Below are 26,381 nucleotides of genomic sequence, written 5' to 3'. Positions count from 1 at the left end.
TTACATCTTTTTTCTTGGTATATATCTGGTATGGAGAAGTTCATGAGCTTTTTCCCCATAAGGCTCTCCGATATATTCTTCATAAATCTTCTTAATCATAGGGTTTTCGTGAGATTTTCTAATTGCTTTACCTCTGTCCTCATTATATATACCCTGCATCCTCTTTTTAAGTATAGACATATCACCGTGATGATATGGTTGACCTCCGCCGCCTATGCATCCTCCGGGACACGCCATAATCTCAATAGCATGATAATTCGCTTCTCCCCTTTGTATCTTTTCCAGAATACTTCTTGCATTCCCAAGTCCATGACATACAGCTATATTTATCTTTTCTCCATTTATTGTGACGCTGGCTTCCTTGATTCCATCCATTCCTCTCAGAGAATGAAATTCTACATCTTCAAGAGTCTCACCTGTCATAAACTCATAAGCTGTTCTCAATGCAGCTTCTATAACTCCGCCCGTAGCCCCAAATATGACAGATGCACCTGAAGATTCTCCCAATGGATTATCAAATTCTTCATCTTGAAGATTAGCAAAATCAATACCTGATTCTTTAATCATAATTGCAAGTTCTCTTGTGGTTAAAACATAATCTACTGCTTTTGTACCGCCGAGACCAAGTTCTGGTCGAGCTGCTTCATATTTTTTAGCCACACATGGCATCACGGATACAACTATTATATCTTCAGGTTTATGCCCCATTTTTTCCGCTAAATAGGTCTTAGCCAATGTCCCAAACATTTCATGTGGAGATTTACAGGTTGACGGTATATCCAACATATCTTGGAAGTTGTGTTCGATAAACTTAACCCAACCCGGACAGCAGCTTGTTAATATTGGCAGCCTTCCTCCGTGCTTTAATCTATGCATAAGCTCTGTAGCTTCCTCCATAATAGTCAAATCAGCTGCAAAATCAGTATCATATACCTTGTCAAATCCAAGTAGTTTCAATGCTGATACCATCTTACCGGTAACTTGAGTCCCCGGTTCCATTCCAAATTCCTCTCCAAGGGCAACCCTTATCGCCGGAGCGGTTTGAACCACTACTACCTTATCACTATTGATTTCTTTCCATACCTTAGATATTTTATTTACCTCAGTTAAAGCTCCCGTTGGACATACTGCAATACATTGTCCGCAAAAGGTGCAATTTGATTCATGCATAGGCAGATTAAAGGCTGTCCCAATAACAGTATCAAACCCTCTCCCAATTTCAGATAATGCATGAACGGTCTGTACATTATTGCACATGGTTTCACATCTCTTGCATAAAATACACTTATTAGGATCTCTTACTATTGATAAGCTGCTGTTATCAATAGGAAAATCATTCATTTCACCTTCATATCTAACTTCTCTGATTCCTAAATCAGCTGAAAGTTTCTGAAGTTCACAATCGTGATTCTTTGCACACACAAGACAATCCTTCGGATGATTAGATAGTAAAAGTTCCAATACTGTTCTTCTGGCTTTTACAGCACGTCTTGAGTCAGTTCTTATATTCATCCCTTCTGATACAGCAGTTGAACACGCGGTCTGAAGATTTTTTTTGCCTTCAACCTCAACGACACATATGCGGCATGAAGAAGATTGATTTACAAACTTTATGTCATGAAGATCGAGATGACAAAGAGTTGGTATTTTTATATTAAGCTTCTTAGCTGCCTCAAGTATTGTTGTTCCCTCGGGAACTTCTACTTCTCTTCCATTTATCTTTAAATTAACCATTTCTTTTTCACCCCTATCCTATTTTAATTGCATTCTTAGGACATACATCATAGCATGATCCGCATTTTATACATTTATCCTGATCAATAACGTGAACTTCTTTTACCTTCCCGCTTATACAGCTAACAGGACATACCTTAACGCACCTTCTACAACCAATACAATCATCCGATATATTGTACCTAAGTAAAGCTTTACATACACCTGAAGGACATATTCTGTCCATTACATGAGCTTCATACTCATCATAAAAATATCTTATAGTAGATAATACAGGGTTAGGCGATGTTTGCCCTAAACCGCAAAGGGCTGTATCCTCAATTATCTCAGCCAACTCTTTTAATTCCTCAATTTCCCTTTCTTCAGCAGTACCATTGGTCATCCTTGTTAAGATCTCCAACATTCTTTTATTTCCAATTCTGCAAGGGGTACATTTCCCGCAGGATTCATCCACAGTAAACTCCAAAAAAAATCTTGCAATATCAACCATGCATGTATTCTCGTCCATTACTACCATTCCACCTGACCCCATAATTGAGCCTATTTTGGCAAGGGACTCAAAATCCACAGGAGTATCAATAAGTGAAGCCGGTATACAGCCTCCTGATGGACCTCCGGTTTGCACTGCTTTGAGGGCTTTTCCATCCTGTACTCCTCCGCCGATATCATATATTATCTCTCTTAAAGAGGTCCCCATAGGTACTTCAACCAAACCGGAATTAGCTACTTTTCCTACAAGTGCAAATACCTTTGTTCCCGGAGATTTTTCTGTGCCAATGCTTCTAAACCAGTCCACACCTTTATTCATAATAACAGGCACATTAGCCAAAGTCTCTACATTATTTAAAATAGTAGGTTTTTGCCATAATCCAACATGGGAAGTTCTCGGAGGTTTCTTCCTGGGCATACCTCTCTTGCCTTCAATGGATTCCATTAGCGCAGTTCCTTCTCCGCATACAAATGCGCCTGAACCCAATCTTAGCTCTATATCAAAATTAAATCCGGTCCCAAGGATATTCTCTCCCAAAAGCCCATATTCCTTAGCCTGTGCTATTGCCTTTTTCAATGACTCAACTGCCGTTGGGTATTCGGCTCTTACATAGATAAATCCTTGGTCAGAGCCGACTGCATAGCCACCGATTGCCATCCCTTCGAGTACTGCATGAGGGTCATTTTCAAGGATCGATCTATCCATAAATGCACCGGGATCCCCTTCATCTGCATTGCAAATAAAATATTTCTTATCTGATGCTTTTTTAAAAGATTCTTCCCATTTTCTGCCGGTAGGAAACCCTGCGCCTCCTCTGCCCCTAAGGTTTGAAGCTTTCATATCTTCAATTACATCCTTAGGTTCTTTTTCTCTTAATATTTTGGAGAGTGCTTTATATCCATCCATGGCTATATAATCTCTAATATCTCCCGGATCAACAATTCCGCAATTCCTTAGGGCAATTCTATATTGCTTCTTATAATAATTTCCTTTTAATAATATTTCATCACCCTTAATGACAACCTTATCCTCTTTAATGAGCCTTTCCTCCAATATAGGCCTATGTTCTTGTCTAATTTTTTCTAATTTTTCCGTTGTAATCATTTAGCAACACCACCATACTTAAGAATAATTTCTTTAACCTTGTCTTTCTTTAGCCTTGGATAGACGTCATCATTGACTAAAACTACCGGTGCCATACTGCAGTCGCCAACGCACCTGGTTGAAGTTATTGAGAATTTCATATCCTCCGTTGTATCTCCCGCTTTTATTCCAAGTTGATTTTCAAATTCCTCCAATATTTCCTGCCCTCCCTTTACATAACAGGCAGTTCCTAAACAAACACTTATAATGTTCTCTCCCTTAGGTATAAAGGAAAACTGGGAATAAAATGTTGCCACACCATAGATTTCCGAAATGGGAATATTTAATTCCACAGATATCAATTGCAATATTTCAACGGGAAGATATCCAAATATCTCTTGTGCGCCTTGGAGTACCGGTATTAATGCTCCCTTTGTGTCCTTATAAGTTTGGACTGTCTTTTTAAACTTTTCAATGTTCTCTTTATTTTTTTCTTTATCAAACTTGAATTCCATAAGCCAACCTCCTAAGTCTAAATATTAAATAAATATATGTAAAAATTATTACACCTTGAGTCAAATGAATCTTTGGTTGAAAAACTTTATAGTTCATGCTTAATTTGTTATTTTATTAACTATCAATGTTAAAAAAATTACATGTCAAAACATAATAGTTAATAATATAACATTAATTTGCAGAAATTTCAATAGATTTTCTACAAAACAATTAGGTTAGCATTCAATGATTTAACCTCTTCCATGCTATGAGTAACTACAATAAGAATTTTCCCTTTAGCCTTTTTCTTAACCAATTCAATAATTTTAGCGTGCAGTTCTCTATCCAATCCTTTAAACGGTTCATCCATAACAATTATATCCGCATCAAAAATCAAAGCTCTTCCTATAGCCAATCTTCTTTTCATTCCACCGCTTAATAAAGAAACTTTTTTATACATAACTTCACCAAGTTCTAAAGAGTATAACAATCTTGTTAATTCCTTATCACTTATATTTCTGTCACATACAATACGTAAATTCTGTATGCAGTTAAATTCCTCACAAAGTCTATCTTCCTGAAAAACGGCCGAAATCTTTCTTTGATCTAGTCCAAGGATTTTTCCACTGTCGGGTTTTTCCAGACCTAGAATCATATTTATCAACGTTGTTTTGCCGATTCCGGATTCTCCCATAATACATGTAATTTTATTTTCTTCTATTATCCCATTAAAATTGTTGATTACCTGTTCTCCATCAAAAGACTTATTTATATTTATCAGATCTATATTCATATCATTCACCTAAATTCGATTCAATAAAAAAATAAATAATTTCTCAAAAATAAAGCTAATAGCAACAATTAAGAATGTCCAAGCGAATAACTCCGGTGTATTTAAATATATCTTAGCAGTATAAAGGGATTCCCCTATGGTTCCGGAGGGAAGCCCTATTACTTCGGCAGCGACTCCTGCCTTCCAACTTAATCCTAATGCCAAACTAGCCGCTGCTATTAAGTAAGGTTTGATACTAGGCATATAAATATATCTTATCAGCTTGCATCCTTTTATTTTAAAAACCTTTGCCATTTCAAGCATTTTTTCGTCCGTACTGTCCAGTCCCTTTAAAATGGTAGTATACATCGTAGGAAGTACCATTAGAAAAGCTATGAAAACCGAAAGGTTCTTTGAACTTATCCATACTAAAGCCAGTATTATAATCGATGCAATCGGAGTGGCTTTAATCATTAAGATAAGAGGCTCCATCAGACTTTTAAAAAAAATAAATTTATATGAAAATATCGATAAAATAATTCCCAGAATTGAACCCAGAAAAAAACCTGTGATAATTCTTATAAATGTATTTGCTATTGATATATATATATCCTTAGTATTTAAAAGATTGACCAAAGATATAAATACATCTATTGGAGAAGGTAGTAATAGCTTATTATTCATAATATTGCTAATTAGATACCAAAGAATAATCCAAAAAAGACTTGCGTAGATTTTTTTTATTAAATCTCTCTTATTTGAAATAGAACTCCTCATCAGGTAAATTACCTCCTACGCTTTTTGGATCCGAGCCATGTAGTACCGCCAAATATCCTCCCAGTTTTTCTTCCATCTCATCTCCTGTTATAAAAACGACATTACATAAGGGTATTGCTTTTACTGCTACAGGTTCAGGAATTATGTCTAAATCTCCTACCATTTTTGCTGCTTCGTCAACATTTGAGTTTACAAACTCAACAGATTTTTTATATTCCTCCAAAAATGTAGATACCGCTTCTTGATTTTTTTCAAGAAATTCATCCGTGACAACAACTACACCGGTTACTTGAGACTCATTAGGGTTTAATTTCTGCCATTCTTCCTCCATGCTAAATGCTATTTTAATGTTATCATTTTTCATTTGAGAAGCCGTGATAAATGGCTGCGGTAACAATGCAATTACATCTTCTTCACTTGCCAAAAGCGTAGCTACTTCAGCAGCCTCAGACTTGTATTCAATATTTACGTCCTTCTCAGGGTCAATCCCGTTTGCCTCTAGGACATAATTAAGAACATGTTCCGGAGTCGTACCTTTGCCTGTTGAATATATGGTTTTTCCCTTTAAATCCTCTAAAGAGTTTAAATTACCTCCATTTTCTACGATATATAATACGCTAAGGGTATTGATTGCTGCAACAGAAATTTTACCATCCATCTTATTATATAGTACAGAGGCTAAATTTGCCGGTATTGCAGCTACATCCAACTCTCCCTTCCCAAGTTTTGCAACTATCTCATCTGCGGTTGCAGTCATAAAGAAATCATATTTGTTTTTTGACTCACCATTTTTATTATCTTCCATTAGCTTTACAAGTCCAATAGATGTTGGTCCTTTAAGCGATGCAACTCTAATAGTAGTTTGAACATTTTCCTTTGTACTGCATCCCACCATTGATGATAGTATCATTAAAAATACTAATATATATATTCCCTTTTTCATTTTTATCTCCTCCATTAGCTATTATACACGAAATGCAAATACGTTTAAAGAAGAAAAGCCATTGGGAAACGTTCCCAATGGCTTTTTCTTTTAAATAATTTTTATTCAATTTCTATTCTTCTGCTAGTATTAGGTTTTTCTTGTTTTGGTACTTTGATGTAAAGAACACCATTATCAAGTTTAGCCTTTACTCCGTCTGATTTTGCATTTTCCAAATAAATACTACGATTCATTGAACTATGTTTAGTTTCTCTATATACATAGTTTTTCTTTTCTTCATTTACATTTTCTTCTCTTGCTACTGAGATATTTAATCTTCCCTCATCTAAGTCTATACCTATCTCTTCCTTTTTAACGCCGGGAAGTTTAGCTTCTACTACATATTCGTTATCATTTTCTTGAATATCAATTTTGAATGACCCAATACTGCTGATTCTATTGTTACGCCAGTTATCATTGAAAAAAAAGTCGTCTAGGGCATTATAAAGATCATCAAAACCTGTACTAAATACACTATTCCTTCTGTTAGACGGTACTATTCCAGCCATATTTAACAACTCCTTTTTATTATTTTAAAGATCTTGTTAGCACTCTCTCTCCTTGAGTGCTAGTTATAATATACCACTTTAGGAATATTATGTCAACCACTTAAGATAGAAAAGTTAAATTTTTTTCTTCACCTTATATCTTCTTCTTTTATCAAAATTTTATTCCTATAAGCTAAAAAGTTACAAATAGAAGGCAGGTCGTCACCTAACGGTCTAAATATCTACGCCTGATGCTCGTAATGATAATTTTACTATCTTAAATATAAACACAGTCCCTATCGTGTTTAAAAGACTGGTTGGAATAACTATCGTAATAATTAGCGATAACAAAGGAGCAGGTAATCCTGAAATAAAAGACGCAGATGTTAAAAAAGTCATTCCACTGATAAATGTACCTATGCCTCCAATTAGAGCAACAAGTATCGTATTTAGATTGATATTCAATTTGCTTAATAAATTAAGTATAATTGCTAAAATAATACTTGTTAATAGCTTATCTATGATATTGGGAATCTGTCCCAATGGAAACGTAGTTGCCATTGCAGAAAGAATACCTGCTAATAATCCGGTCAATATCGCATTTTGAAATTTATGATTTAGAATCAATGATACAATCATAAAAGCAACTAGAAAGTCAAATTTCATTCCTCCAAGTATTCCAGGTGTAATTTGATGTAATATAAAACCAATGGCTAATAGTAATGTTGTAAAAATATTGTTTTTTAATTTCATAATTATATTTCTCCTTTTTCGTTTATAATTAATAAGCTTCCAATTTTCTTTATCTAATTCAGTTCACAACATTCTACTCACCGCCTTTATAATTTGCATAAAAAAAGCCCTTCATCCTTATCAAAAGGACGAAAGACATTATTCGCGGTGCCACCTTATTTAGACTTCTCTTCGAGAGTCTCACTCATCAGATACTCTAAGCCTAAGCTTTTTTATATCCTATTTCTATAACGGGAAAACCCGGTATTGGCTAATTTGAAATTCATTTCACCAAACTTCAAGTAGATCCATTCATTAAAAATCTTATATTGGACTTCCACCTATCGCCAACTCTCTATAACCTTGAATTTTAACTACTACTTCCACTTATTGAATTTAATTTAAATTTTTCTTAATTTCTACTATTGTAATACTAATAATTTTATATGTCAACATTTTTAAAAAGAGCAAAAGGAATTTCCTTTTGCTCTTTATATTCTCAATTATATTTATTCTTTCATTATTTATTCTTTCAAATAAATGGAGTTTACCTTACGGATCTTTTCAATCCTCTCTTCAGCCATTCTCTCAGCTGCTATAAATGTTGGTACATTGTCTCTCTTGGAGATTTCTATTACTTTCTTTACTGCATCATATATAGCCGATGCCCTCTTCATAGCCCTTTCCTTATTGTAGCCTAACAACTCTTCATATACGTTTATTACTCCCCCACTATTAATTACAAAATCAGGAACATAAAGTATACCCTTTTCTCTTAATATTTCACCATGTTTTTCTTCTGCTAGTTGATTGTTAGCAGAGCCTGCCACTATTTTACATTTTAGCTGTTCAACTGTGAAATCGTTGATTACGGCTCCCATAGCACATGGTGTAAAGATATCGCATTCCACATTATATATTTCATCCGGGGACACCGCCGTAACTCCTAAATTATTTACCGCTCTTTCAATACTCTCTTTTCTAATATCAGTAACAAATAATTTCGCCCCCGCATTTACAAGGTGTTCACATACTGCATAACCTACAGACCCCAACCCTTGAACTGCTACGACCTTTCCTGTCAAATCATCGCTTCCAAAGACTTCATTGGCTGCTGCTAATATTCCCCTATATACGCCAAAAGCCGTAACAGGCGAAGGATTGCCGCTTTTCCCTTCCAACCCTACTACATAATCGGTTTCATCATTTATCAATGCCATGTCTTGAGTAGTAGTGTTCATGTCTTCTGCAGTAATATATCTACCTCCTAAACCTTCTATGTACCTACCAAACGATCTAAATAATTCTTCACTTTTTATCTTTGTTGGATCTCCTATGATTACAGCTTTACCCCCACCCAGGTTTAAACCGGCAGTTGCATTTTTGTATGTCATCCCTTTAGACAATCTTAATGCATCTACGATTGCATCTTCTTCACTCTTATAATCCCATATTCTTGTACCGCCTAAAGCCGGTCCCAATGTGGTATCGTGTATACTGATTATCGCCTTTAATCCCGAATTACGGTCTTGACAAAATACTAGCTGTTCATAATCATATTTCTCTAAATAATCAAATATTTCCAAAATAATCTCCCCCTCATTACTTTTTATTGTCAACTTTACTAATATTAGAACATATCCTAATCTAATTATACCCTTATCAGAAAACGTTTGCAATATTTATATAAATTATTTAATTACCGGAAAGATTAATGTAAAAAAGGCCACTTGGAACTTATCTCCAGTGGCCTAAATTTTCTATTCTACATTATACATACCTTTACTATACATATAGTTGAATACACCTTCCCCATGTTGCTGTTCTTCCTTTTGAATATGGTTTAATGCATTCCGTATATTAGTATCTCTGAACTCAAATATCGCTGTATCATATGTGTTGGAGACATACTTCTCAGTCATAAGTACATCCTTGCAAAGCTCGATATCGCTTTGTTCCACCATTCCGGTGCTTTTTGACGACTGCATACCGTATTGTTGATTCTGCCCACTCTGTTGACTGTTTTGATTTTGCCCGCTTTGCTGGCCCTGCTGTCCTTGCTGCCCACTCTGCCCACCTTGCTGAGCCTGCAGATTGGGGACTTGCCCTGACATAATCTGATTTAGCGTGTTCAAATGTTGCTCCTCTTGTGATAAATATTGGTTAAATAACTGTTTTAGCTCCGGATCCTGAGCTTGCTCAGCATAATTTGTATATTTTTCAATGCACACCTCTTCGTGACTTTTTTGATCCTTTAATAATAGCTCTTCTTTTTTTGAAAGATTTGTTGCCATATTTACACCTCCTATGAATATCTTCTCAAATCATAGGAATATTATTCAAAAATCTTTTTAAAGAAATTTTAAATCCATATTTTCATCTCTTAAACACAAAAATCCTTCTTAAATATCAACGCCTAAGAATTTTTTCACTAAAATCCCTACTATAAAAGATATGCCTGCTACTGAAAGGCTTATAGTAGCCATTTCTGTAAATCTCTTCTTAAATGGCAAATCCTTTGCCACGGATATATAATAGGTGAATATTAATATTATAAGGACCACCAATATCAGCATGGTAATCAACGCATGTACATATTTATCACTTGGAAAGAGCAGATATGGAAGCACCATTACAATCACAGCAAATATATACATAATTCCCGTATATAAAGCTGACTTCTTCGCATCGGAATTGTCCTCGGAACGAGCAGATAGATATTCGGAAGATGCCATTGAAAATGTTGCTGATATTCCGGTTATCAACCCTGATAGTGCTACCAGTTTATTGTCCTGTAATGCAAAGCTTAATCCCGCCAAAGTTCCCGTCAACTCTACCAATGCATCATTAAGACCCAGTACCATGGAACCAACGTATTGTAAACGGTCTTCATCAAGCATTCCAATTAGTGACTGCTCGTGCATTTGCTCATCGTGATAGACTCTAGTAGCTTCAGGCACTTCTTCAGATAATTTCAAATATGCATTCTGGGAGCCCACCTCTCCTTTTTCCATTAATTTTATTACAAAAGTATATCCAAAGATTATGCTTAAAAAAGAATAAAAAAGCACTTTAAATCTTTGAGGTTTCAATTCTTTATTAGTATATCTTCCCCAAATCTCGCTATGCATGCCCTCTTCTTTTGCAATATTTAATAAAATTTCCTTGTCGGATTCTTTTTTAAGTCGTTTTGATAAATTAATATAAATAGCTTGTTCTGTAATTTCTTTTTGTTGAAGCTTTAAAATTGTTTGTTTTGTTTGATCTGATATTGAATTATTTACCATAATAACCTCCATTTCTTTAGCTTATTAATTATTATAATTTCCTTTTATTCTTCTAATATAGTATATTACATGGTAACCTTCATAAATATTATATACCCTATATAAATGAATATCAACGTAATCGCTATCTTGATTTTATTCTTAAAACTATCTTCTCAATGCCATGATTGTCAAATTTGATTTTTATAATTATTATAAAAATGTGCAATAAATGATTGTAATATAAATAATCTTGAATATTAATATTCTTTTATTCCTAATAGATAATTATTTATTGACAAACAATAAATACCGAAATATAATATATTTAATTAAGTATGATGCCTTTCAACATAAAAGTGCCAACCCGATAAAATCTTGAAATATAAAAGTGATATATAGAGGTGAATTTATGTATGATATTGTCATTGTAGGGTCAGGCCCTGCAGGAGCTAACCTTGCGCGATTAATAGCAAATAAATATAAAATTTTATTATTAGATAAAAGGAATCTGGAAAATGAAAATATCGAAAATATTTCAAATAAATGCTGCGGAGGATTGCTAGCACCGGATGCACAAAAAATGATTGCAAAGTTAGGTTTAGGAACGCCTAAAGATGTTTTGGTCGACCCCCAACTCTTTGCTGTAAGAACCATTGATTTGACTAATAATCTGGAAAGGCTATATCAAAAATTTTATTTTAATATGGATAGGGGAAAATTTGATAGATGGCTCATTTCATTAATTCCCGCTAATGTTGATAAAAAATTTAACTCTCTATTTAAAAGCTTTGCGGAAATACCTGGAGGATATGAAGTTAGATATATTGATAAAGGGCAAGAAATATCTGCAAAGGCAAAAGTCATAATAGGTGCTGATGGCGCCTTTTCCAAAGTAAGAAGGTCTATTAGCAATGATATAAACATGCCTGAAAGATATCTCTCAATTCAGGAATGGTTTAAATGCACAGATGATATTCCATATTATGCTGCAATTTTTGATGAAGAAATTACCGACTTTTACTCATGGATAATACCTAAAGAAAATTATCTTTTATTGGGTTCTGCCCTTAGACCTAAAGAGAATCCGAAGGAAAAATATGATATGTTGAAATCAAAATTAACCCATATGGGCTTTAGATTCGACGACAAAATAAAAACAGAAAGCGCATATATCTATAGACCCAAGAAGGTATCACAATTTTATACAGGCACAGATAAAATAGCCTTGATTGGGGAAGCTTCAGGGGCAATTAGCCCCAGCTCCGCAGAAGGAATCAGCTATGCATTAAAGAGCTCTTTATACTTAGCTCAGAGTCTGGAACAGGGAATAGACGGATTTTTAGATAGATATAAAAAGCAAGTAGGTGACATAAAATTAAACCTGCTCTTTAAAAATATAAAATCTCCCGCTATGTATAATCCTTTTCTTAGACGATTAGCAATGAAGTCAGGTCTTTTAAGCATTAAATGATTTAATACCCTCCTAAAAGCCCTTTCCTCTTAGCATAGGTAACGGATTTATTGAATACTATAATTCCTAAAATAAAATATAATAGTGAATTTCCTATCATAATTGCATATTCATTTATGGTAAAATCCTTAAGAGTTTGACCTCCCAAGATTATTTGCATAACTTTATCTGATGAAGGTCTAAAGGGCAATAGATTGTATACAAATTTGTTTTTAGGGCTTACCATTATAAAAGCTATTAAAAAATATTGGATAATATCCAGAAGTGAATTTACTTTTTTAAAAATAATAGCCAGACCGCCACAGATAAGTCCTATACCCAATATGCTCACTATGCCAATCAAAATAGGAGGTAATATGGATAATATTCTTATTTCAAGGTAATGCCCTGTAGTAAACATGATAATAAATAACAATACGATAGAAACCATTATATCAACAACTAAATCGCTAAGACCTCTTATAGTTACTATTATATAAAGACTGATGCCTGACATATTCAATTGCTCCAATGTTCCCCTACCGGCATCATTTGTTATGCCATAAGCAATACCAGAATAAGTCATCATCATTATCGCCCATAAAAAATATCCTATTATAAAGCCTTCCAAAGTGCTTCCCATATCCAGCGGAGAAACGCCAAAATCTATTCCAAAACTTTTAAGCCCTAAGAACATTGCCATAAATAATGCATAGAGAAATATAATATTTGAAATTGTATTGAATTTATATCTTATCAATTCCTTAAACGTTCTTTCGAAAGATACTTTAATTAAATAATAATACTTTTTCATTTAATCCACCTCTCCGGCTGTAAGACTCAAAAATACTCTTTCAAAATTTTGTTCCTTCTGCTTTATCTCTTTTATGAATATATCTAAATTCTTTAAATCATCTACGATCCTATAAATATCTTTTTCATTCAATATATCTGTCTCTAATTTGGATCCATTGTTAATAATATAAAATGCACGATTTAATTTCATCAAAGAACTTTTCTTTTCTTCCGATAGGCATTCAGTAAGGACAATCTCATATGTCATAGTCTTAAACATATCAAACAATTTCTCAATGCTATCCTTCGCAACTATTTTCCCATTGCTTAAAATAACTACATCCTCACATATATCTTGAACCAATTTCATATCATGAGTACTTATCAATATAGTTTTATCCAATTCATAGGATACATCGATTAAAATATTTTTGATATCCAGATGGCTTTGGACATCTAAACCAAGGGTAGGTTCATCCAACAAAATAATCTCCGTATCACATATTAAGGTCATGGCAATTGCGACCTTTTGCTGCATACCCCTTGATAGATTATTAACCACAACATCCTTTTTGTCAGTAAGATTAAATCTATCCAATAATATATTGATTTCCTTTTCTAATTCCCTGCCTCCTAACCCTCTTATCCCAGCAAAATATCTTAAATTTTCCCTTGGCGTCAACCTCCAATATAGATTACGCGTTCCTTCAAATACTGCTGCAATATTATTAAGAGATTTTTTATTATCCTCCCCTAAAACCCTTATTTTTCCGGAATCTGGAATTATCAAATTGCTGATGCATTTTATTGTAGTGGTCTTTCCCGACCCATTGGGCCCAAGTATTCCACATATTTTACCTTTTTTAACATTAAAAGATATCCCATCAACAGCCCTGACATTTTCATAATGCTTTGTTAAGTTAATCACCTGTAAAGCTTCCATTATTTCCTCCCTTGAGCCAACTTTTATACTTCTTGACTGCAACTATTATAATTGTTTATTCTACATAAATACTTAAAGTCCTTCTTTTATTTTGAAACCATTTATTAAAATGAAAAATTTCTCTTTACATATCAGAAAAAATATGTAATACTATCTTAAGGATAAAAAATCTTTAAACAGGTGCAGAGACACCGGTAAGATTTGTAATAATAGCTATAGTAATTATTTATGTAATAATGTAATTTTTACTAAAGCTTTAATTTTGCAATCTTGCTATAAGCAGGATTTTTTTTATGATTTTTTTATCCTAAATCATAAAATAGGAGGAATTTAATATGAAGACTAACAAAGTAGTAGGCTATTTGCCGGATGAAAGACCCCCATTTATAGAACTTATCTTATTCGCTCTTCAACAAATCGTAGTAATGTTTCCCGCAACCGTTCTAGTAGCATTAATAACAGGATTTCACGTATCTACAACAATATTTGCAAGTGGATTGGCAACATTGGGTTTTATCCTGATAACAGGTAAGAAACTTCCATTGTATTACGGATCTAGTTTTTCATATATAGCTGCAATAGCATCCATAATGAGTGCAGAAGCTTTTGCAGGCTACTCTCTGAATGAAAGAATTTCAGTTGCGCAATTTGGTATTGTGATGTCAGGTTTTGTCTCAATAATTGCCGGAATTATCATACAAAAAACAGGTAAAAAATTCATAGACAAAGTCCTTCCACCAACGGTAACTGGCAGTATTGCAATAATCATAGGATTATCTTTAGCAGCAAACGCAATGGGAAATGCAGCATCAATTCCTGAAAATGTTGCTGAAGCAAGTCAAAGTATTGCAACAAGCTATGCTTGGATAATCGCCATAGTAACTCTAATATCAACGATTATTTATTCGGTATATTTAAAAGGTAAGCTCAGTCAATTACCAATATTATTTGGACTGTTTACCGGATATTTCACAGCATTGATCATAGGAACAATTACCGGAATTAATTTTGTAAATTTCAGCACAATAGAATCTAGTAGCATCTTAAACCTACCGATTTTCACATTCCCAAAACCAACTTGGGCAGCAGTCGTTGCAATAATGCCAATAGCAATAGCTACAATCCCGGAATCAACCGCTCATGTATATCAGTTGGATACTTATGTAAATGACTTGGCCAAGAAAAAAGGTTCTACTAAAAGATACGATATAGAAAATAAATTGGGATTAAACCTAATTGGAGATGGTATAGCGGATATAATCTCCGGATTTATAGGCGGACCTGCCGGTACAAATTATGGTGAAAATTTGAGTACAATGGCAATTTCAAAGAACTTCTCAGTGCCTGTATTGATAGCGGCATCAATTATAACCATGATTATATCATGCTTTACACCGCTTATTAATCTAATCTATTCCATACCAAATGCGGTAATCGGCGGATTGTCCATATATCTATACGGAGTAATCGCCGCACAAGGCATCACAATCATGATGGACAAAGGTGTGGACATGTTCAGTTCAAAAAACCTTGCAGTAATCGCCGTTATACTGATAGTAGGTTTAGGAGGAACATACAATTTTGAAGGCGGAATGATTCCCATGTTTGGAACAGAACTGCCTGCATTGGCAACTGCCGCAATAGTAGGAATACTCCTCAACTTAATCCTATCCTTCGGAAATGAAGAAGTAGAAATAGTTTCAGCGCCCGTAAAGGAAGAAAATTTAAGTAATATTTAAATAGTAATTATTGAAGCAGCCTCATCACACTGAGGCTGCTTCAATAATTAAGCTGTAAATAATTTGATATCGTCTTCTACTGTGCCAATACCCGAAATTCCAAAATTTTCAACCAATACTTTTGCTACATTTGGCGATAAGAATCCAGGAAGAGTTGGTCCAAGATGAATATTCTTAACTCCAAGATACAAAAGTGATAGAAGTACAATAACAGCTTTCTGCTCATACCAAGCGATATTATACGCAATTGGCAGCTCGTTCAAATCTTGTAGTCCAAAAATTTCTTTAAGCTTCAAAGCAATCACTGCCAATGAATACGAGTCATTGCACTGCCCTGCATCCAATACTCGAGGAATACCTCCGATATCGCCAAGGGGCAGCTTGTTATATCTATATTTTGCACATCCTGCCGTAAGAATGACTGTATCCTTAGGAAGCTTCTCTGCAAATTCCGTGTAATACTCTCTGGACTTCATTCTGCCATCACAACCTGCCATTACAACAAATTTTTTAATTGCCCCGGATTTTACAGCGTCCACAATTTTATCCGAAAGAGCAAATACCTGATCATGAGCAAATCCTCCTACAATGGTGCCGGACTCAATTTCTGTTGGCGCAGGAAGTCTTTTAGCCATTTCAATAATTGGAGAAAAGTCTTTTTTGCCATCACTATCCGATTCAATATGCACACATCCCGGAAATCCTGCAGCTCCTGTAGTAAAGATACGATTCCTGATTTCGTCCTTTCTTGGAGGCACAATACAATTTGTTGTGAAAAGTATAGGCCCATTAAACGGTCCAAATTCATCGACTTGACGCCACCATGATCCACCGTAATTTCCGACGAAGTTATCATATTTCTTTCAACTTCTTCATTCTTACCGCAAACCCCTTTGACTGTACAGCCGGTATTTTTTGCGGTCTCCTGACATTGATAACAAAACATACTCATAGTGTCCTCCTTATTTATCTTTAATTTTAATTGGCAATAAACTCCGGACATATGAAATCTTTACCCCTTGTCACTTCTATATAAACAGTTATAAGAAAATTGCCCTTTGCCATTTCGTTTTGCTTGATATAAGGCATCATCCGCCTGTTTAAACATAGTTTCATATGAAACATTGTCATTAACCAGTACTACTCCAATGCTAACCGATACATTCTCTTCTTCCGAGAATTCTTTAAGCTGAAGATTTACTTCGTTGCATTTTTCTTTAACTACTTCAATGGATGACACGTTTTTTAGATATACACAAAACTCATCCCCACCGATACGTCCGATTATATCCGTTTTCCTAAAAGTTTGTTCCAAAGTCCTCCCCAAATACTCTAAAAACTTATCACCTGCTAAATGGCCATGTGTGTCGTTTATCTCCTTGAAGTCATCACAATCCATAAGTATAAATGCATCTATAACATTGCTTTCCCTACTATTTATCCTTTCAATAATATATTCCTTCGTTGTACTGGAATTGTATAGACCTGACAATCCATCAATCTGCGACCTAGTCAAAAGTTTCTCTTTCTCCGCAACTTCAGTGCTGATATCAATTAATTTGCCTATGATAGTATCGGTTTTTCCAAAGCTATTGTATATGCTTAAGCTTATTAATTTAAACACTCCCATTTCACCATTTATTAATGGAAGTCTTATTATATCGCTAATATCCAATATTTCATTGTTTGACAAAAAGTTTTTAAGTATTGCGTCCGCTTCGTAAAATACTTCGCCTTTCCCAAATAACTGAGTGCAATTTTCCGATAATATAAGTCGTTTGCTTTTCATATTATATTCATAGAGAAACTCATTAGAAATAATTGACAAAACTTCATATCTTTTGTTTTCTATGCTCAACCTTTTATTTGCCCGAATATTGGAGATAACGCTATATAATAAAATTATTATAGTTACTCCAATGATAGCTATAATCTCCTTTCCATAGGCATCCATTACCATATTTAAGGTAATCTTCCGTTCAATATTTGATGCTACATCTAAAATCAAAGTCTGCAATCGTGCCTCATCAATTAAACTCATCGCCTTATTTATGATTGAAAAGAGCATCTCATCATCATTTAAAAATCCTACACAATATTCCCTCGGTTCCATTTCCATAGGAATTGTAACAATATTTTTATAATTATTCTGTATTGAGTAATATGCGACAGAATAAGCATTTCCGTAACCATAATCGGCTTTTCCCTTTTCTACTGCATCCAAGCAATCTTCTCTTGTATTAAAGTAAATTGTGTTTTCTTCTTTAATTCTATTGGGGAGATCACTACCTCCTATAGCTGCATATATTTTATCATCGAGGGAATCTGGGTCCACCGATGAATTAATGTATAATATTGTTTCGGATTTTAAAAAGGGCTTGGACAATTTCATGTTTTTTGGCGCGTAGTTTTTTGGAATAGCACATACAATATCAGTATCACTCGTAATTTCTTCAGCCGATCCGCAAAGCGTATACTTAAAGACCAATCCCGTCATAGATGAGACTTCGTCGAGTACACGCTTTGAAATACCACTTACTTCATTGTTGGAATTGACAAAGGATATAGGTGCTGCTCCTTGCATGAATGCTGCCTTTATTACAGTTCTATCAGCTATATATGCTTTTTCCTCTTCTGTTAAAAATTCCATAGCTTCTGTGGGAAAGGCGGTTCCCAAAATGAACAGAAAGCTTATTATAAATATAATACTTTTATTTTTCCTGAGACTGTATTTCATAATATTCTCCACTAAATTATTTTCTAAAGCATTTTTTGTATTAAATAGATGAAAAGGACATGATAGTTTTACCCTCATGTCCTAAATTCTAACTTATTTTTTAAATCTTTTTATGTTTTTATTTTTGCGCTATGCATTCATTCTGCTCTAAGATTTTTTAACCTTTCTTTTTTACAAGGTCATTTGTGTCGATAGATTTACCAAACACGAAAAACCTGTCATATAAAAATTCCAAAACAAAATTTGCAAGCATATTAAGTATTGTAACCAAATACTCATTCCAAAATAAAGTATCAGCAAGATAAGCTCCCAGAACAGTTGAGACCGGAGTAAATACGCAATAGAATCCAAGTACCTTCAACATGGCAATAGGCACATTATTTGCTGAATGAAAGGTATACTTGCGGTTCAAGGTAAAATTCCATACTACAGACAAAATCAATGCCAATAAATAACATGACCAGTACCGCCAATTTGTGAACTCATTTAATAGAGAAAAAACCACTAACTCTATTGCTCCAGCAGAAATAGAAAACAATGTAAATTTAAGGCCTCGCATCATTTCATTTTTTAAGTCCTGCTTCTCATTTTGCATTTCAACGCCTCCAAATAAATTTATTTTATTTTGCCCCTCATAATAAGTTCAATTTAAAGTTTGCATATCTATTACAATAAATTTTTACCTGTTTCCTTTTCAAATAAATGCAGCTCATCTGTCACAAAGGATATGTTTATCTTATCATCAACTTCAATATTTAAACGAGATGATGCCTTTATGATAATGGGATTATTGTATAATTTGCTATGAATTAGCATTTCATGTCCCATGAGTTCAGACACATCTATATTTATCTCGAAGCTTTCAGGTGTTTTTTCCGTTATTATGATATTTTCAGGTCTGATTCCCAGCCTTATATTTTGAGGTTTTATAGATTTATATCTTAGAGTTTCCTTATACTTATTTGGCATATCCATTCTCTTTCCGTTTAAGGAAATCTTATATTCATCATCTTCCATAATCAATTCCGCATCAAATAAATTCATCTGGGGTGTGCCTATGAATGTTGCAACAAATTCATTCGCCGGCTTATCATATATTTCCTGAGGAGAAGCTATTTGCTGAACCAATCCATCCTTCATAATTACTACTCTGTCCCCTAATGTCATGGCTTCAGTCTGATCATGAGTAACATATATAAATGTAGTTTGTAATCTCTTATGCAGCTTGATTATTTCGGTTCTCATTTCATTACGAAGTTTGGCATCCAGATTTGAAAGGGGTTCATCCATTAGGAATACCTTTGGACTTCTCACTATTGCTCGCCCTATAGCAACTCTTTGTCGCTGTCCTCCTGACAATGCCCGAGGTTTTCTTTGCAAAAGCTCTTCTATATCCAAAATCTTAGCTGCGTTGAGCACTTTCTCATTGATTTCACTTTTTTCCATCTTTCTGATCTTTAATCCAAACGCCATATTGTCATAAACCGTCATATGTGGATATAGTGCATAATTTTGAAATACCATAGCAATATCTCTTTCCTTCGGCAACAAATCATTGACCAGAATATCATCAATATACAGTTCTCCCGAGGTTATTTCCTCTAAGCCTGCTACCATCCTCAAAGTAGTAGTTTTGCCACACCCAGACGGTCCAACCAAAACCATAAATTCTTTATCTTGTATTTCCAAATTAAAATCCTTAACCGCAACAACATCTTTATCATATACTTTGCATATTTCTTTAAATGTAATAGATGCCAAGTGATTGCCCCCTTTGTCTATATTCAAGCCTATTCTTGTTGTATGCTCAGCTACAATGCGTCATTTAGTATGTTTTCTTTACTGCAGCCGAATACAAATATAAGGGAAAGCATTAGTAATATAGATGCTACTTTTTCATATCGCATCTTCCATTATTGGAACTTTCTGCTTAATATTTGACTACATTTTATCACACATATATAAGAAAGTAAAACACCACAATTCGTGCCCATACTATAGGTATAAACATGAATTGCAGTGCCTTTAAAAAGTAATTACAAACTATTTTAGAGTAATTCTTTGTATCTTCTCACATATAATTTTTTCACAATTGTAGCTAATACCATATAAAGAATTATAATAATAGCTAAATATAGGAAATAAATCTTTGGTAATGGAGCAAGTCCGATGGACGCCCCAAAACCGGTAAATGGTATTACAGTCAATATAGCTATTCCTGCAAATGTGAGTAAAGTCAATTGGTTTGAGGCTCTGCTTTGAATAAAAGGAATCTTAGGCGTTCTTATCATATGAATCACTAAGGTTTGACTCCACATTGATTCCACAAACCAGCCTGCTTGAAAAACAGCAATATACAACGTCATCATTTTAGGATCGGTTAGTTGATGAAATAACAACCCCCCCGTAAACATTGGAGCTATGATATAATACATCAACAAATACGTGGTAATATCAAATACAGAGCTAGTCGGTCCTATCCACAACATAAACTTAGAAACCAAACTTGCATCCCATTCCTTTGGCTCCTCTAAGAACTCTTTATCTACATTATCCCATGGTATTGCAGTACATGAGATATCATATATTAAATTGAGCAAAATAAGATGTAAAGGCTCCATGGGCAAGAAAGGTAAAAAGGCGCTTGCTACCAATACGGAAAGTACATTCCCAAAGTTAGATGAAGCTGTCATTTTAATATATTTAATCATGTTTGCATAAGTCTTTCTTCCTTCAAGAATTCCATTTTCAAGTACCATTAAGTCCTTTTCCAAAAGGATTACATCTGCTGATTCTTTTGCAATATCTACCGCATTATCAACTGAAATTCCTACATCCGAAGCCTCCAATGCTCCTGCATCATTGATACCGTCTCCCATATATCCTACGGAATGTCCTTTTTCTCTTAAAATATTTATAACTCTGGTTTTTTGTGAAGGCGACATCTTAGCAAAAACAGTTGCTTCCTCTGCCAGATCTCCTAATTCTTCGTCCGAAAGTTTTTCAACATCTGAACCTAAATAAGCTTTATCAAATTTGATTCCAACTTGTCTACAAACACTTTTAGTTACCTCTTCATTGTCTCCTGTCAATATTTTTACATCTACTCCGCTTGCCTTTAAAGCTTCTATGGCCGTTATTGCACTTTTCTTCGGCGGATCTAAAAATGCCAAATACCCAATCAATACCATATCATTTTCATCAGCTATAGAAAATTCTCCTACAGGTGAAGGATTGGTCTTTTGTGAGACAGCTATTACCCTCATTCCATTATTGTTTAATTCGTTTACTTTATCCAGTACAAATTCCTTCTTTTCTTCGGTTAGTTCAACAACAACTCCTTCATATTCTACATAATTTGATATGGTGAGCATCTCTTCAACTGCGCCTTTTGTTATCATTTGTGTTTTACCTGTTTCGTCTTCTACTACGACGCTCATTCTTCTTCTGCTAAAATCAAATGGAACTTCATCCACTTTTTTATATCTTGTGATGCTATGTTCCATATTTTTATCGCTGTCCATTAACTCCATAGTCTTATCTATTATTGCAATATCTATTAAATTTTTTAATCCGGTTTGATAATAACTGTTTAAAAACCCATGTCGAAGCACTCTTGTATCGCTGTTGCCATTAATATCTAAATGATATTGTAATTTAACCTTATCCTCTGTAAGTGTCCCTGTTTTATCGGTACATAATATATCTATTGCGCCTAAATTCTGTATGGAATTTAGATTTTTTATAATTACCTTTTTCTTTGACATAGCCACAGCGCCTTTTGCCAGACTAGTGGTAACAATCATCGGCAGCATTTCCGGCGTTAGACCTACAGCTATGGATATAGCAAATAATAAAGCGTGTAACCAATCCCCTTTTGTAAACCCATTAACAAAAAATACAATAGGGACCATAACCAGCATGAACTTGATCAAAACCCAAGATACTGCATTAACGCCTTTTTCAAAACTTGTTACCGTCGGTTTTTGATTCAATGTTTGTGCAATCTCTCCAAAGATCGTATCATTTCCAGTCGACACAACTATTCCTTTTGCAGAACCACTGACAGCATTGGTTCCCATAAAAGCAAGATTATTCCTATCTAGAACTGCTCCGTCACCATTTAAAACTCTTGAAGTCTTTTCTACTGTCTCACTTTCCCCTGTCAGTGCTGATTGACTTATGAACAAATCCTTTGCTTGAATAATTCTCATATCAGCAGGAACCATGTCTCCGGCGGACAGATAGACAATATCTCCGACAACTATTTCATCTAGGGGAATCTCCTTAATCCCCTCTTCAATCCTTTCAACACTTGCAGTAGTCTCAATCATTTCTAACAGCTTTTCTGCCGCATTTCCACTTCTGAATTCTTGAACAAAACGCAATATCCCCGATATCAACACCATTGTCACAATTATCACTACTGTAGTAAAATCCTTCTCTCCGGGTTCAACCAATATAATATCTGTAAATGCGGATACTATGGCAAGGGCTATCAAAATAACTGTAAATGGGTTTATAAATGCTTGAACGAACCTTTTGAATAAAGAATTATCTTTATTGTAAGTTACTACATTGTCACCATATAGATCTCTGGCTTCCTTTATTTGTGTTTTCGTCTTGCCTTTTTTTGAACTATTCAATATATCATAAATTTTATCCGGATTGCTTTTTGAAACATCTAACAATCTTTTATTAACTTCATCATGCCTTGCTTTGTTTTCCATCAATTTTTTTTGATTGATTCTGTTGTTCATTTTAAACACCTCCTATTTAAAAGTCATCATTTCACAGTCTACTTAAATTCTTCCCAAAACTAATACAAATAATGAACAGAATGCATTGAATAAAACGCATATCCATTCCAATAACAAACTATTACCTCCCAGCGGATCGTTTTCCATTCAATGCACCCCCTTTTAAATAGAAGTACCTATATTAACCCTGCTAAATTAGGTTTGTTATAATTTTAAGCTATAACTAATTTTGAGCATAAAAAAACCACCATTAACAGAAGTTATAAGTGGCATAGCAAATAAGCTAAATTTTACATGCTTAAAAATTTAGATCAACCCTTCATATATCTCTGTTATTTCAATTAAATATCCAATTAAAAACATGCACGACGGATAAGGATAATCCATGTTTATTACCTCCATTATCTCTAAATAAAAACTCCATACATCTCAAACCGATGCATGGAGCATATTATCACAAGCAATCCCGTTTGAGCTTTAACTCTACGAGGCGGTGAAATTACATTGGTTGAAGCCTTCACGACAACAACTGTTTATACCAGCTAATAGTGTCTCCACCATTTCGCGGCAGTAATCCATATCCTCATAGTAGCCTTACCTACCGAGTATTATTTTCATATTCTTATAAAGAATATCATATTATAATGCTTATGTCAAATTTTCCAATTTCTTTTATAAATCATTTTATGAATTGCAAACTGACATTAAAGGTGTCATACGTAGGGGCGGATGACCCTATCGCCACTAGAATCCCATGTTATATTTATTAAAAACAGTAGAGATCCTTCGTTTCACCCAAGGATGACGTAAGCAGTGATTACCTATTTAGAAGTCTTTTACAGTTGAAAATATATCTTCAAAAGCCTGTGAGCCGGAACCGTAAAGCAATTGTGAGAAATTCAAGTCATGATCATATCCATCATAAATATTAACCGTTAAATTGTCTTTTCCCAATTTCTCAAACCTATTTTGAACATCATATGTCCCTTGAACAGGACAATTTGAATCATATGTGCCTTGAAAGATATATATAGGAATATCAACCTTAGTCATTATATCCTCAGTTTTTGCTAATTCAAAGTGTGCTTGAAACCAATCTGTCATGAGGGGTGGCATAATTTCCGTCATATTTTCTTTAATCCATTTATCATCCCCATCTTCAACCGCCTCAAAAAGCCCATCTTTAATTTGAGTCATCATAATGGCAAAATCATCTACAGTTAACACTCCATTACCGTCCATATCAATGTCCTCAAATGAAGCTCCTCCCAATACACTATCTATAATTTTCTTCGGATCCGCTTCATATTGCTCTTTTGTAATCTCTTTAGATCCAACAACGTCAAACAAAAGCGTATAATTGAAAAATGACATTTCACCACCTAATTGATACTCTAATACATCTCGCATATTGTCATTACAGTATCCCATAAGCAGTAGCCCATCAGCTTCTGCCCCATATTTCGATACCGCTAATGGCGCTATAACTGTGCCCTCACTTGCTCCCAGTAATATAACTTCTGCATTTGATAGCCGTTGGTCTTGTTTTAATTCATCAATTATACATTTGATATCTTGGGCTATATTTCGAGGTGTATACTGTCTGTAGCCATTTTCATCGATATTAGCATAATATGGTTCTTCAGCTCCCAAGCTTATGCCTCTTGTATTATAAGTAAAAAAGGCAGTTCCGTTGTTGGTGAAATTATCTGCATATACATCCAGATATTTAAATCTAATTCCGGAAGGGCTGTTTTGACGGCGCATTTCATAAGTATTAGGTCCGGTTCCATGAACAAATATTACAAGCTTATCAATTTTTTCTTTTTCGGCAGGTACGGAAAGTCTACCGGTTACTTCAAACCCATCAAAGGATTTAATAATTTTAATTTCATCTTCACGTCCTTCAAGTCCAAGACTCTTGATTGAGGCAACTGCATTGTCCATTTCTACCATTGACAGTGGTTTATTGCCGTTAAAAGCCCCATTTTCATCAGCCGATAATATTCCACGAGCTACAACTCTTTGAATACTCCCCAAAGCCCATGCAGGCAAATTCTGTTCATCTTCAAATACCGGCCCATCTACAGGCTGAGGCAATTTGATTAAATTATCCAATGCCAGCGCTGCCTCTGCACGGGTAATAATATCTCCAGGATGTACCGAACCATCTGTATAACCTTTTATATATCCATTCTCCTTTGCTGCCATTAACTCAAAATAATCTTCGGTTTTCAAGTCAATATCCGAAAACATTTCTTCTGTACCCAATACCGTATAAACATGGAAGGTATCATTTACAATTTTTATAAAATCACTTCTGGAAATATTGTTGTCAACAGCTTGTACTGTGGATACAGGTGCAATTATAAGTAACAAAGATAAAAACAAAACTAAAAATTTCTTCATACTCTTCTCCTCCTAATTCATTTGCCCCATAGCTTACAATTGTCTAGCTCTAGGCATACTTTGTTAAATCTTCCATAATTAATTCTTTCCCAATCAAAAAGGACTACTGAACCATCATTTTCTAATGCCCCAATTGGTTGGGTTGGTGTCAGCGTTTATCCAACAATGAGATTTGAATAATTGCTGGGATTCTTCCTGTACTTTAATCAACATAGGCTGTAATTTATTGCTTGCTTTATCGGAATATAATTCCAACACTCTGTTTGTCATCTGATTATCCCATTTTAATATATAGAAGTCTTCAATAGGAACTCCTTTCCCCCACGTTTCCTTATGAAAAAGAAATAATGCTCTCAATACTTGTTCATCAGCTTGCCATCTGTCTTTTGGAAGAGCATAGGTAATATTTTCTATCACAATCCAATATTCATTTTCATCTCTATATGACCAGTATAAGTCGGGAATATTTTTACTAAATTCCTTTAAATAGTGAGAACATTCATTATAGAATAAATATTCCTGTGGTCTTGTCATCTGCTTAACTATTACAGAATAGTCAGAAAAATCAACTCTATAACATCCTCCTTCAGCTTTGATGCCATTTAACTTATTTTTAAGAAGAGGTTTCCCGTATGATTCTAATAAAAATTGTTGTATGTTTTTGGGAAATTGTTTTAACATTTTCATCTATTATCGAAACCCCTTCTCTTTCAAGAAACTTACGTT

Annotated in this window: 21 protein-coding genes, 1 pseudogene, 1 riboswitch and 1 other annotated feature; of the genes and pseudogenes, 2 read left to right on the top strand and 20 right to left on the bottom strand. The window is 34.4% G+C overall.

Translation table 11 applies throughout. The features are described from left to right. The 11 genes from H8707_RS06265 to H8707_RS06215 all read right to left on the bottom strand — a co-directional run bounded on the left by H8707_RS06265 (position 1) and on the right by H8707_RS06215 (position 10,840). Complete coding sequence (locus H8707_RS06265) at positions 1–1,734, bottom strand: NADH-dependent [FeFe] hydrogenase, group A6 (RefSeq protein ID WP_262429272.1); 1,734 nt, start codon at positions 1,732–1,734, stop codon at positions 1–3. 13 nt (positions 1,735–1,747) lie between these two features. After that, positions 1,748–3,328, bottom strand: a complete 1,581-nt coding sequence (gene nuoF, locus H8707_RS06260) for an NADH-quinone oxidoreductase subunit NuoF (RefSeq protein WP_262429271.1) — start codon at positions 3,326–3,328, stop codon at positions 1,748–1,750. Then, positions 3,325–3,822, bottom strand: a complete 498-nt coding sequence (gene nuoE / locus H8707_RS06255) for an NADH-quinone oxidoreductase subunit NuoE (protein ID WP_262429270.1) — start codon at positions 3,820–3,822, stop codon at positions 3,325–3,327. Before nuoE ends, nuoF begins: the two co-directional genes overlap by 4 nt. A gap of 200 nt (positions 3,823–4,022) precedes the next feature. After that, on the bottom strand, positions 4,023–4,595 hold the full coding sequence (locus H8707_RS06250) for an ATP-binding cassette domain-containing protein (protein ID WP_262429269.1): 573 nt from the start codon (positions 4,593–4,595) through the stop codon (positions 4,023–4,025). Between the two features lie 9 nt (positions 4,596–4,604). Then, positions 4,605–5,258, bottom strand: a complete 654-nt coding sequence (locus H8707_RS06245; protein WP_262429410.1) for an ABC transporter permease — start codon at positions 5,256–5,258, stop codon at positions 4,605–4,607. A gap of 70 nt (positions 5,259–5,328) precedes the next feature. After that, positions 5,329–6,294, bottom strand: a complete 966-nt coding sequence (locus H8707_RS06240; protein WP_262429268.1) for an ABC transporter substrate-binding protein — start codon at positions 6,292–6,294, stop codon at positions 5,329–5,331. A gap of 101 nt (positions 6,295–6,395) precedes the next feature. Next, on the bottom strand, positions 6,396–6,842 hold the full coding sequence (locus H8707_RS06235; RefSeq protein ID WP_262429267.1) for an Hsp20/alpha crystallin family protein: 447 nt from the start codon (positions 6,840–6,842) through the stop codon (positions 6,396–6,398). A 213-nt stretch (positions 6,843–7,055) separates the two neighbouring features. Then, positions 7,056–7,574 carry a tryptophan transporter gene (locus tag H8707_RS06230; protein ID WP_262429266.1) on the bottom strand — a complete coding sequence of 173 codons (519 nt, stop codon included), beginning with the start codon at positions 7,572–7,574 and terminating at the stop codon, positions 7,056–7,058. A 121-nt stretch (positions 7,575–7,695) separates the two neighbouring features. After that, positions 7,696–7,953 (bottom strand) — a binding site (T-box leader). Between the two features lie 124 nt (positions 7,954–8,077). Then, entirely contained in the window at positions 8,078–9,139 is a 1,062-nt protein-coding gene (locus tag H8707_RS06225) for a Leu/Phe/Val dehydrogenase (protein WP_262429265.1), read from the bottom strand. 174 nt (positions 9,140–9,313) lie between these two features. Further along, complete coding sequence (locus H8707_RS06220; RefSeq protein WP_262429264.1) at positions 9,314–9,847, bottom strand: spore coat protein; 534 nt, start codon at positions 9,845–9,847, stop codon at positions 9,314–9,316. 108 nt (positions 9,848–9,955) lie between these two features. Further along, positions 9,956–10,840, bottom strand: a complete 885-nt coding sequence (locus tag H8707_RS06215) for a VIT1/CCC1 transporter family protein (RefSeq protein ID WP_262429263.1) — start codon at positions 10,838–10,840, stop codon at positions 9,956–9,958. 391 nt (positions 10,841–11,231) lie between these two features. Here H8707_RS06215 and H8707_RS06210 point away from each other — a divergent pair, with 391 nt between their 5' ends. Continuing rightward, the gene (locus tag H8707_RS06210; RefSeq protein ID WP_262429262.1) at positions 11,232–12,293 is read left to right on the top strand and encodes an FAD-binding protein; all 1,062 of its coding nucleotides are present in this window, start codon (positions 11,232–11,234) and stop codon (positions 12,291–12,293) included. A gap of 1 nt (position 12,294) precedes the next feature. Here H8707_RS06210 and H8707_RS06205 read toward each other — a convergent pair whose 3' ends face one another. Both H8707_RS06205 and H8707_RS06200 read right to left on the bottom strand, forming a co-directional pair. Continuing rightward, the gene (locus H8707_RS06205) at positions 12,295–13,086 is read right to left on the bottom strand and encodes a hypothetical protein (RefSeq protein WP_262429261.1); all 792 of its coding nucleotides are present in this window, start codon (positions 13,084–13,086) and stop codon (positions 12,295–12,297) included. Further along, on the bottom strand, positions 13,087–14,010 hold the full coding sequence (locus H8707_RS06200) for an ABC transporter ATP-binding protein (protein ID WP_262429260.1): 924 nt from the start codon (positions 14,008–14,010) through the stop codon (positions 13,087–13,089). It lies immediately after the preceding gene. A gap of 335 nt (positions 14,011–14,345) precedes the next feature. On the opposite strand from H8707_RS06200, the gene H8707_RS06195 reads away from it, so the two are divergent. After that, positions 14,346–15,749, top strand: coding sequence for a uracil-xanthine permease family protein (locus H8707_RS06195; protein WP_262429259.1), 1,404 nt, complete (start codon positions 14,346–14,348; stop codon positions 15,747–15,749). 47 nt (positions 15,750–15,796) lie between these two features. On the opposite strand, the pseudogene hcp reads toward H8707_RS06195, so the two are convergent. From hcp to H8707_RS06160, 7 genes and pseudogenes are all read right to left on the bottom strand, one after another. Next, positions 15,797–16,612 (bottom strand): annotated as a pseudogene (gene hcp / locus H8707_RS06190) (hydroxylamine reductase); the annotation flags it as partial. A gap of 149 nt (positions 16,613–16,761) precedes the next feature. Next, on the bottom strand, positions 16,762–18,486 hold the full coding sequence (locus H8707_RS06185) for a transporter substrate-binding domain-containing diguanylate cyclase (protein WP_262429258.1): 1,725 nt from the start codon (positions 18,484–18,486) through the stop codon (positions 16,762–16,764). Positions 18,487–18,643: 157 nt separating this feature from the next. Continuing rightward, a complete protein-coding gene (locus H8707_RS06180) occupies positions 18,644–19,081 on the bottom strand; it encodes a GtrA family protein (protein ID WP_262429257.1) in 438 nt (145 codons plus the stop codon). Between the two features lie 71 nt (positions 19,082–19,152). Beyond that, positions 19,153–20,247 (bottom strand): ABC transporter ATP-binding protein, encoded by a 1,095-nt coding sequence (locus H8707_RS06175; RefSeq protein WP_262429256.1) that lies wholly within the window; start codon positions 20,245–20,247, stop codon positions 19,153–19,155. A 287-nt stretch (positions 20,248–20,534) separates the two neighbouring features. Next, on the bottom strand, positions 20,535–23,246 hold the full coding sequence (mgtA, locus tag H8707_RS06170; protein ID WP_262429255.1) for a magnesium-translocating P-type ATPase: 2,712 nt from the start codon (positions 23,244–23,246) through the stop codon (positions 20,535–20,537). Positions 23,247–23,704: 458 nt separating this feature from the next. Then, positions 23,705–23,859, bottom strand: a riboswitch (M-box (ykoK) riboswitch). A gap of 212 nt (positions 23,860–24,071) precedes the next feature. Further along, entirely contained in the window at positions 24,072–25,655 is a 1,584-nt protein-coding gene (locus H8707_RS06165; RefSeq protein WP_262429254.1) for an S-layer homology domain-containing protein, read from the bottom strand. A gap of 114 nt (positions 25,656–25,769) precedes the next feature. Next, positions 25,770–26,342, bottom strand: coding sequence for a hypothetical protein (locus H8707_RS06160; RefSeq protein WP_262429253.1), 573 nt, complete (start codon positions 26,340–26,342; stop codon positions 25,770–25,772). Positions 26,343–26,381: the final 39 nt, after the last annotated feature.

The sequence above is a fragment of the Paratissierella segnis genome, from assembly GCF_014385195.1.
GTDB lineage: Bacteria > Bacillota > Clostridia > Tissierellales > Tissierellaceae > Paratissierella > Paratissierella segnis.
Note: the sequence above shows the minus strand (reverse complement) of the source record. Positions and strands in the feature narration are given on the sequence as shown.

Coding starts and splice junctions, on each gene's coding strand:
- H8707_RS06265 (WP_262429272.1), bottom strand. CDS start 1,734: ATGGTTAATTTAAAGATAAATGGAAGAGAAGTAGAAGTTCCCGAGGGA.
- nuoF (WP_262429271.1), bottom strand. CDS start 3,328: ATGATTACAACGGAAAAATTAGAAAAAATTAGACAAGAACATAGGCCT.
- nuoE (WP_262429270.1), bottom strand. CDS start 3,822: ATGGAATTCAAGTTTGATAAAGAAAAAAATAAAGAGAACATTGAAAAG.
- H8707_RS06250 (WP_262429269.1), bottom strand. CDS start 4,595: ATGAATATAGATCTGATAAATATAAATAAGTCTTTTGATGGAGAACAG.
- H8707_RS06245 (WP_262429410.1), bottom strand. CDS start 5,258: ATGAATAATAAGCTATTACTACCTTCTCCAATAGATGTATTTATATCT.
- H8707_RS06240 (WP_262429268.1), bottom strand. CDS start 6,294: ATGAAAAAGGGAATATATATATTAGTATTTTTAATGATACTATCATCA.
- H8707_RS06235 (WP_262429267.1), bottom strand. CDS start 6,842: ATGGCTGGAATAGTACCGTCTAACAGAAGGAATAGTGTATTTAGTACA.
- H8707_RS06230 (WP_262429266.1), bottom strand. CDS start 7,574: ATGAAATTAAAAAACAATATTTTTACAACATTACTATTAGCCATTGGT.
- H8707_RS06220 (WP_262429264.1), bottom strand. CDS start 9,847: ATGGCAACAAATCTTTCAAAAAAAGAAGAGCTATTATTAAAGGATCAA.
- H8707_RS06215 (WP_262429263.1), bottom strand. CDS start 10,840: ATGGTAAATAATTCAATATCAGATCAAACAAAACAAACAATTTTAAAG.
- H8707_RS06210 (WP_262429262.1), top strand. CDS start 11,232: ATGTATGATATTGTCATTGTAGGGTCAGGCCCTGCAGGAGCTAACCTT.
- H8707_RS06205 (WP_262429261.1), bottom strand. CDS start 13,086: ATGAAAAAGTATTATTATTTAATTAAAGTATCTTTCGAAAGAACGTTT.
- H8707_RS06200 (WP_262429260.1), bottom strand. CDS start 14,010: ATGGAAGCTTTACAGGTGATTAACTTAACAAAGCATTATGAAAATGTC.
- H8707_RS06195 (WP_262429259.1), top strand. CDS start 14,346: ATGAAGACTAACAAAGTAGTAGGCTATTTGCCGGATGAAAGACCCCCA.
- H8707_RS06185 (WP_262429258.1), bottom strand. CDS start 18,486: ATGAAATACAGTCTCAGGAAAAATAAAAGTATTATATTTATAATAAGC.
- H8707_RS06180 (WP_262429257.1), bottom strand. CDS start 19,081: ATGCAAAATGAGAAGCAGGACTTAAAAAATGAAATGATGCGAGGCCTT.
- mgtA (WP_262429255.1), bottom strand. CDS start 23,246: ATGAACAACAGAATCAATCAAAAAAAATTGATGGAAAACAAAGCAAGG.
- H8707_RS06165 (WP_262429254.1), bottom strand. CDS start 25,655: ATGAAGAAATTTTTAGTTTTGTTTTTATCTTTGTTACTTATAATTGCA.
- H8707_RS06160 (WP_262429253.1), bottom strand. CDS start 26,342: ATGAAAATGTTAAAACAATTTCCCAAAAACATACAACAATTTTTATTA.